The sequence below is a fragment of the Mongoliimonas terrestris genome (assembly GCF_001927285.1).
Lineage (GTDB): Bacteria > Pseudomonadota > Alphaproteobacteria > Rhizobiales > Pleomorphomonadaceae > Chthonobacter > Chthonobacter terrestris.
On the sequence record NZ_MSIG01000056.1, the window covers coordinates 1 to 737 of the forward strand.

Consider the following 737-nt stretch of genomic DNA (forward strand, 5'->3'; position numbering starts at 1 on the left):
GGTACGACGTCGAAGAGGTCGCCGACAAGTCCATAATCGGCGACCTGGAAGATGGGCGCCTCCTCGTCCTTGTTGACGGCGACGATGACCTTGCTGTCCTTCATGCCGGCAAGATGCTGGATGGCGCCGGAAATCCCGAGCGCCACATAGAGGTCCGGGGCGACGACCTTGCCGGTCTGGCCGACCTGCCAGTCGTTCGGCGCATAGCCGGCATCGACCGCCGCGCGGCTGGCGCCGACCGCCGCGCCGAGGGCGTCGGCGAGCGGGATGACCACCTCCTGGAACTTCTCCGCCGAGCCGAGAGCCCGGCCGCCGGAGACGATGATGCGCGCGGAGGTGAGCTCCGGCCGGTCGCTGGCCGAGATCGCCTCGCCGACGAAGGACGAGACGCCCGGGTCGCCGGCCGCCGCCACGCTCTCCACCGGGGCCGAGCCGGCCGCCTCCGCCGCCTTGAAGGCGGCGGTGCGCACGGTGACCACCACCTTGGCGTCGGTCGCCTCCACGGTCTGGATGGCGTTGCCGGCGTAGATCGGCCGCTCGAAGGTGGACGGGCCGTGCACGGCGGTGACGTCCGAGATCTGCATCACGTCGAGGAGGGCGGCGACCCGCGGCAGCGCGTTCTTGAACGTGGTGGTGGCCGGCGCGACGATCGCCCGGTAGGCCGGCGCCAGCGAGACCACGAGCGCGGCGAGCGGCTCGGCCATCTGGTGCTTCAGGCTGTCGTCGTCGGCAAGCAG

1 protein-coding gene is annotated in these 737 nt (G+C 71.5%); it reads right to left on the bottom strand.

Features of this window, described 5'->3' with window-relative positions:
• The coding region (locus BUQ68_RS22595) for an electron transfer flavoprotein subunit alpha/FixB family protein (protein ID WP_075218286.1) at window positions 1-737 on the bottom strand (737 nt) is incomplete at both ends.